Below are 233 nucleotides of genomic sequence, written 5' to 3'. Positions count from 1 at the left end.
CAACGTTTTTGGCCCGCCAACTTTTCCTTATGGTTTTTTAGACCGGAAGGCCCTTGTCCGCCAACTTGGTATAATCAACAAAACTCTGGTCGCTTCAAAAAGCACTGCTTCTTCCAGCCATCTGGCGAAGATTGTCCTAGCGTTTATTAAGGATTGATAATGAGGAGGGATTTTTGAATGGCACAGCAACAAAACCCGTATTACGGAACAGGTTTTTATCAACCATCTGGAAC

The 233-nt window shown here is 43.8% G+C and carries 1 pseudogene; it reads left to right on the top strand.

The features are described from left to right. Window positions 1–150 (top strand): annotated as a pseudogene (gene cwlJ / locus SB775_RS34095) (cell wall hydrolase CwlJ); the annotation flags it as partial. Window positions 151–233: the final 83 nt, after the last annotated feature.

Source organism: Peribacillus sp. SIMBA_075, assembly GCF_046534585.1.
This window is presented reverse-complemented; position numbering and strand designations above follow the sequence as displayed.